Origin of the sequence: Actinocrinis sp. (assembly GCF_035653575.1) — a bacterium.
In the GTDB taxonomy this organism is placed as follows: Bacteria; Actinomycetota; Actinomycetes; order Streptomycetales; family Catenulisporaceae; genus Actinocrinis.
The window spans coordinates 20,455-27,294 of the sequence record NZ_DASRBQ010000112.1; the positions used below are offsets into that span (position 1 = coordinate 20,455).

6 protein-coding genes are annotated in these 6,840 nt (G+C 69.4%); all 6 read left to right on the plus strand.

The window, feature by feature from the left end; genetic code table 11:
- Positions 1–233 precede the first annotated feature (233 nt).
- Positions 234–1,067: an IucA/IucC family C-terminal-domain containing protein gene (locus tag VFA06_RS16035; protein WP_324841376.1), complete on the plus strand. Its 834-nt coding sequence runs from the start codon at positions 234–236 to the stop codon at positions 1,065–1,067.
- 55 nt (positions 1,068–1,122) lie between these two features.
- A complete protein-coding gene (locus VFA06_RS16040) occupies positions 1,123–1,908 on the plus strand; it encodes a hypothetical protein (RefSeq protein ID WP_324841377.1) in 786 nt (261 codons plus the stop codon).
- Between the two features lie 392 nt (positions 1,909–2,300).
- Positions 2,301–3,410, plus strand: a complete 1,110-nt coding sequence (locus VFA06_RS16045; protein ID WP_324841378.1) for a chitinase — start codon at positions 2,301–2,303, stop codon at positions 3,408–3,410.
- Positions 3,411–3,820: 410 nt separating this feature from the next.
- Positions 3,821–4,399: a hypothetical protein gene (locus VFA06_RS16050; RefSeq protein WP_324841379.1), complete on the plus strand. Its 579-nt coding sequence runs from the start codon at positions 3,821–3,823 to the stop codon at positions 4,397–4,399.
- A gap of 628 nt (positions 4,400–5,027) precedes the next feature.
- Positions 5,028–5,708 (plus strand): hypothetical protein, encoded by a 681-nt coding sequence (locus VFA06_RS16055; RefSeq protein ID WP_324841380.1) that lies wholly within the window; start codon positions 5,028–5,030, stop codon positions 5,706–5,708.
- Positions 5,709–5,892: 184 nt separating this feature from the next.
- Positions 5,893–6,840 (plus strand): AAA family ATPase (locus VFA06_RS16060; RefSeq protein ID WP_324841381.1); only part of this gene is annotated, 948 nt, incomplete at its 3' end.

The following is a 6,840-nucleotide window of genomic DNA, read 5'->3' on the forward strand; positions in this document are numbered from 1 at the left end:
GATCGCGTCTAGGAGGGCAAGGCGGCTTTGACTGAGGGCAAGACGAGCGGGTCCCGGGCAAGGGCCAGCGCTCAAAAGCATGGATGGCAACGTGCCTCCGAGGCGTACGAGGGCGAAGAAGGCGGCTTCGCCTGTGACTCGTGTAGGGGTGGCACGATGCGCGCGACGCTGCGGTTCAACGGTGCGTACAGCAAGAAAATCGGCCGGCGGCGGACGCGAGGTAAACCGCTGCCGTGAACCGATCCGGCGCGGCGCGCGTGTACGGGGCCATGCCGATCCAGCCGCCCTACTCCCCTGAATCATTAAGCTGCGATACCAGGCCACAGTTCATCGTCAATTCCCTGATCGTCTCCGATCCGGGCAACTGGATTCCCGCCACCGAGCTGACCAGCGGCGCCTGCCTTGACGTGCTGTTCGAACTGCCCTACCGGCTCTGGGCCGCTCCCCCGCACGCCGCCGTGACGCTGGCCTGGAAGACGTACACCTACCGCCTCGCCCAGCCGCTGGCCGCGGCCTGGACCATGGCCCGCGAAGTGCCGCTGCTCTCGGCGGACAACGTGCTGTTCCAGCTCCTGCCAGAACAGCCGTACATCTCCATCGGGCTGCGGCGCCCCACCACGGCCGTGCTGCCCACCCATGCCGCGCGCAGGTCGGACGGCGCGGTGGTGCTCCCCGACGAGGAACGCCAGCTCGACTTCCTTCGCAGCACCCTGATCGATGAGCACCTGGTCCCGATGCTGCGCCAGACGACCGCGGCCAAGAAGGTCGGCGAGCGGGCGCTGTGGGGCCAGGCCGCAGCCGCGTTCGCCTACGCCTTCGCCGACATCTCCGTCACCGCGGCCGCCGATGCCAACCGCTTCACCGCGCTGCTTCCGGTGCCGGGTCTCGCCGGAGTCGGCGAAGACGACACCGTCTGGCGCGACACCTGCTGTCTGGCTTTTGCCTCCCCCGCACTGACCGCCTGCCGGGACTGCGTCACGGTGTCCCGAGCCCGCCGTACTCCGCGACGACTCGTCGGCCACGCCGCACGCATCCTGCACCGCGAGTCCCGCGACCACGACTGCTGAAGACTCCGTCCACAGACAACCGTGTCCATCCCGCGCCTGCGGGTACTCCGGTCCCATGGACCTACACCGACACGACGCGGACAAGGACACCGAGCCAACCGCCGACTCGGCGAAGAGCGGCCGCGACATCGCCGCCATCGTCGGGGAAATCGTGCGCGGTCATCCGACGCAACAACGCTCCGGCCGACTCGTTTCCACGCTTGCCGGCGTCCTTCGCCGACAGCGGCACGGCCAAGACCGCGGGTACGGCGTGCGCTCCTTCGGGCAGCGCATGGCCGACGAGGTCTTGGCAGTCGCACCACGCCTCCCCGTGCGCGACCTGGCGACCCTGCGCGCCCAGTTCCCCGGGCGCTCACCGGACCAATTGGCCGACGCACTGATCGACGGCGCGGCCAAAGCCAGCGCGACGGTGGGCGCCGCGGTGGGCGTGTGGGCGTTGCTGCCGATCGCCCCGCTGTTCGCGGTCGAGGTGGCGGCCGAGACGCTGGCCGTCGCGGGGATCGAGATCAAGCTGATCGCCGAGTTGCACGAGGTGTACGGCCTGCGTGCGCCGGGCACAGCCGTGGACCGGATGACCGCGTACACGGCCGCCTGGGCGGACCGGCGCGGCGTAGTACTCGCGCCCGGAAACCTGGTGCTCGCGGTGGGTCCGGCGCTGCGCAGGCGGCTCTCCCGCCGCCTGGCCCGCCGCGCCGGCCGCAGCGTCCTCTCGCTCGGCCCGCTGCTCAGCGGCGCCGCCGCCGGAGCTCTCGCCAACCGCCGCGAGACCCGCCGCCTCGGCCGCATCATGCGCGCCGAGCTGCGCCGTGCCCAGCCCGGTGGAAACCCGCGCAGCTTCTAGTTCCGGCGCGATCGACAACTAGCGGGGCACCTCTTATCTCCGGCCACGAGGAGCCTTCGGGGCGCCTCACCCGACTCCGCCTATACGCGCGCCCGGATCCATAGCCCGTGGACAAGAGGCCTTGACCACCATGGCCACCGCCGCCGGCCCTGACGCACCCCACTAAACGCGCGCCCGGATCCATAGCCGTGAACGAGAGCCCTTGAGCACGGTCCCTCGCCCTGACACATCCAGTAACTCAGCCTCTTGACACTTGGCCGCGTACCGGCTCCATCGCTCCCCTCCAGCCCTTGACGCCGCCCCAGCGCCGCCCTATCTTCGCGGTCGGTTAGACAACTTTCCTAACTTAACGGCGAAGCGTCGGTGACCCCTGCCGACCCAAGGAGCGAGCGATGACCAAAGTTCGATGGACGGGTGCGGCCTTCGCGGCCTGCGCCCTCGTCGCGACGGGAGCGATGACGCCGGCGTCCGCATCGGCGCATTCTCCCGCCGCGGCGTCGTCACTGTCGACCGGCACGTCCGCGGCCGCCAGCAGGCTCGACCATGGCCACGGCACGGCGCGGCCGTTGCCGCAGCACATCTTTGCGCCCTACTTCGAGGGCTATACCACCGACGATCCGGCCGTGCTCTCCGCCGAGTCCGGCGCGAAGTACCTGACCCTCGCGTTCATCCAGACCCCGACTCCCGGCTCGTGCGACCTTGACTGGAATGGCAACGCCGCGACCCCGATCGCCTGGTCGACATACGGCGCGGCGATCGCCCGGATGCGAGCGGCAGGCGGCGATGTGATCCCGTCCTTCGGCGGCTACAGCGCCGACCACGCGGGCGAGGAGATCGCCGACAGTTGCACCGACGTGGCGAAGATCGCGGCCGACTACGAGAAGGTCATCACCACCTACGGCGTCACCCGGCTCGACTTCGACGTCGAGGACAACTCGCAGACCAACCCGGCCGGGATCGACCGCCGCAACAAGGCGATCCGGCTCGTCGAGCAGTGGGCCGCGTGCCACGGCCGCACTGTGCAGTTCGTGTACACGGTCGGCACCAACATGACCGGTCTCGACGTGCCCGATGGAATCAGCATTCTGCAGAACGCGGTCGCGAACCATGCCCGAATCGACATCGTCAATATCATGACGTTCGATTACTACGACAACGCGCCGCACGAGATGGGCCAGGACACGATCACCGCGGCCAAGGCCGTAATCCAGCAGCTGCGCACGGTCTACCCGCACAAGAGCGAGACAGATCTCTGGCACATGCTCGGCATCACCGAGATGCTCGGCATCGACGACTTCGGCCCGCCGGAGATCTTCACCACCGCCGACGCGACGATGGTCGAGCACTGGGCGCGGTCGACCGGCATCGCCGAGCTCTCCTTCTGGGCGCTGGAGCGGGACAACGGCGGCTGCGTCGGCACGGCGGGCAGTGACAGCTGCTCGGGGATCGCGCAGAGCACGTGGCAGTTCAGCCACACGTTCGAGCCGTTCACGCGCCGCTGAGGATCCTGACTCGAGCTGATGGCCCGTCCAGTACTCGGGCGGCCCGTCAGGGCGTCCACGCACTAGCCGAGGGTCCTTCGCGCCCGATGGCCCGCAGCGTATGCGGCGGCCCATCAGTGCGTCCACGGACTAGCCGAGGGTCCTTCGCACTCGATGGCCCGTCCAGTACATGGGCGGGCCATCAGCGTGTCTATGCGCGATCCGCTTCCGTCCGGACAAGTTCCGCTCGAGCCCTTGACCCTCATCTCTCGCCGCCGTACTCTGCCCCACACTAGTTAGGAAAGTTGACTAACTTGACCTTAACTAGCTCTACCCAACCACGACTGGACGCCGAAAAGGCGGCCACACCGGCGGCGCACGGCTGGAAGGGAACGTACGACCCAACGAATAAGAGGAGAGACTTACCCACCATGCGACTGACCAAGACGCGCCTCACGGCGCTGATCGGCGGCCTGCTCGCGGTCGCGCTGGCCGGGTTCGGCCTGTTCGCGTCCGCGACCTCGGCTCAGGCCAGCACCACGCGCCACTTCCTGGTCACCCTCTACGGCTGGCCGGACAACTCCCCGCCCGGAGCCGACATCGCCTACCCGAAGAGCGATGGCAACCCGACCATCCACAACTCGGCCGGCGGCAGCGGCACGTACTCGAACCCGATCACGTACGCCACGGACAAGGCCGAGCTGCCCGTCGGGACCAAGGTTTATTACCCCTACCTGCACCGCTACTTCATCATGGAAGACGACTGCGTCGAGTGCGACCAGGACTGGACGGGTCACGGCCCGGACGGCGGTCCGAAGCTGTACCACATCGACCTGTGGATCGGCGGCAAGGGCGGCAACTCCAGCAAGGTGATCTCCTGCGAGGACGACCTCACCCAGGACTCGGCCTCGGTGATCGTCAACCCGCCGAGCAACGAGCCGGTGGACACCACTCCGCTGTACAACTCCAGCACCAACAAGTGTTACAACCCATCCAGCTTCCATGGATGAGCCTGCTGCTGTCTGAACAGCTCGGTGGCGGCGGCCGGAAATCCGGCCGCCGCCACCGGCGTACGAGAGTGCGATAACGCACCGTGCGAGAGTGCAGTTATGCGGTACTGCAACGTGCGGTTGTGCGGTTGTGCGGTAATGCGGTTGTGCGGTTGTGCGGTTTTGCAGTGGTGCGGTAATGCGTCGTGCGGTCTTGCTGTTTTGCTGTTTTGCGGTTGTGCGGTAACGCATCGTGCATCGTGCAAGGTGATCAGCGAATCGATCCGTCGCCACCGCGGCGGTCCAACCGTGGTCGCGGCCGGAGGACTGTCGCGGTAGCGACGGCGGTCCCCACATTCGCGCCTCCGGCCTGGCACCGTCATCCGCCACCTGGCGGATATCGCCGCCGGATTCCGCGCCGTCGCGAGCGGGCGGCCTGCGCCGGAGCCAATCTCCGCCATGTGGCGGATGACGGCGACGCGCGCCTCCGGTAGTTCTGAAGCCTGCCGTCGCCGCCGCCGTACTACGGTCCAGCCGTCGACAACGGCGGCCACCTCCGTGTGGACCGTGTCGGCCGGCGGCGACGGCATACCGAACTAGTGGAGCCGATCGCGATGTACAGACCCACCGCCTCCGGGCGGCGATGACAATGCTCGAACCGGCTGATCCCTGGCTGCGCCCGCGCCGACCGGGACCTGGCGCGAGGCCCGCCGGCCTGGCCACCACGACCGCGGAGCGGCCCGACGACCACGTGCCGCTTCCCGCCGTGCCGGTGGCGGCGGGATGGGCCCGCAGGCGCGCCGTCGAACTGCTCCACGCCCGGGGTCTGCACCCGGACACCGCCGATGACGTAAGCCTGCTGATCTCCGAGCTGGTGACCAACGCCCTGGTGCACGGCCTGTCCGCCGCCGCGGCCACCGCATCGCCGGCACGCTGCGCCCAATGCGGCGGGCAACTCTGCCTGAACCTGCGCGACGAGCCCGGCGCAGTACTCATCGAGGTCTTCGACGCAGCGATCCTCCCGCCGCGGCGTGCGGAAGGAACGTTCGGCCCGGCCGCGTTCGGCGCGGACACATTCGGCACGGAACCGCTCGACGCGGACACGTTCGACACAGACTCTCTCACCCCGGCCGCGGCCTCCCCCGCGGCCTTCGACCAAAACCCACTGCAGGAGGCGGCATTCGACGAGGCGTTTGACGGGATCGGGTTCAACGACACCGAGCGCGGACGCGGCCTGATGCTGGTCGCGAGCCTGAGCGAGGAACAGGGTTATTACCTGCCGCCGACCGGCGGCAAGGTGGTCTGGTGCGTGGTGAAGGCCGACGTCTGAGACGGACTCCCCACGTCTCAGCCGTCACCTAAGCACCGCGGCGCCGCCGCCCCGTCTCCTCGGCTCACCCTGCCGCCGGCCACATCGCACAGCGCGAAGACCGCTCGCCGCACGACGGCGCGCCGCCACAGTTTTCGCGCCGATTCCGCGCGCCTTGACACGGTGACGACTTACGCTTAATCCCATGACGCTGGCACCGTTGGCCGGGAGGGAACGCGAGCTCCACAGCATTCGAACGCTGATTCAGAACGCCGAGCGCGGCCACGGTGGCGCCCTGTGGATCGTCGGCGAGCCCGGCATCGGCAAGAGCGCCCTGCTCGACGCCTTCGACCAGGAGAGCCGCGAGCGCGGCTTCCAGGTGCTGCGCGGCGCGGCCCGGCAACTGGAGGCGGGCCTGCCGTTCGCCGCGATCGCGTCCTGCCTCGGGATAGACGGACCCAACCCGCCCGGCGCCGCGGTGCGTGTCGGCGAGGCGCTGCGGGCCGACCAGGGCGACGACGCGTCCTCGGCGCCTTATCGGGAACTGGTCGTCATCGAGACGATCCTCAACGCGGTGGATGAGTGGTGCGCTGCCGGTCCGGTGGCGATCCTGCTCGACGACGCGCAGTGGGCCGACCGGCCGAGTCTGCTGGCGCTGCGCCGCGTCGGCGTGATGGCCCACCACCACCCGCTCGCCCTCGCGCTGACCACCCGGGCCGTGCCGCAGAACGAGGACCTGGTCCAGCTGCTGACCGAGCTGGAGGCGCAGGGCGGCCAGGCGCTGCACCCCGCGCCGCTGCCCACGGCGCAGGTCGCCGAGTTGGTGGAGCGGCAGCTCGGCGCCCGGCCCGACCGCGGGCTGCTGCACCTGGTGGCCGGCGCCGCGGGCAATCCGCTGTACGTCACCGAACTCGTCGCGGCGCTGAGCCGGGAGGGCTGGATCCGGGTCGCGCACGGCGCGGCGACCTACGACGCCGGTGCCTCCCGCGCCGCCGACGCGCCAGAGCGGGCGCAACTGCCCGGGACCTTGGCCGAGGCCATCCTGCGCCGGCTCGACTTCCTGCCCCGGCCGGCCCGCACCACGCTCCAGCTGGCCGCGGCGCTCGGCGAGGGCCTTAACGTGGGCGAGCTCGCGGTGATCCTCGGCAAGTCC

Bases quoted from the DNA above. Each gene is read 5' to 3' on its own strand.
- VFA06_RS16040 (WP_324841377.1), top strand. From the start codon at position 1,123: ATGGACCTACACCGACACGACGCGGACAAGGACACCGAGCCAACCGCC.
- VFA06_RS16045 (WP_324841378.1), top strand. From the start codon at position 2,301: ATGACCAAAGTTCGATGGACGGGTGCGGCCTTCGCGGCCTGCGCCCTC.
- VFA06_RS16050 (WP_324841379.1), top strand. From the start codon at position 3,821: ATGCGACTGACCAAGACGCGCCTCACGGCGCTGATCGGCGGCCTGCTC.
- VFA06_RS16055 (WP_324841380.1), top strand. From the start codon at position 5,028: ATGCTCGAACCGGCTGATCCCTGGCTGCGCCCGCGCCGACCGGGACCT.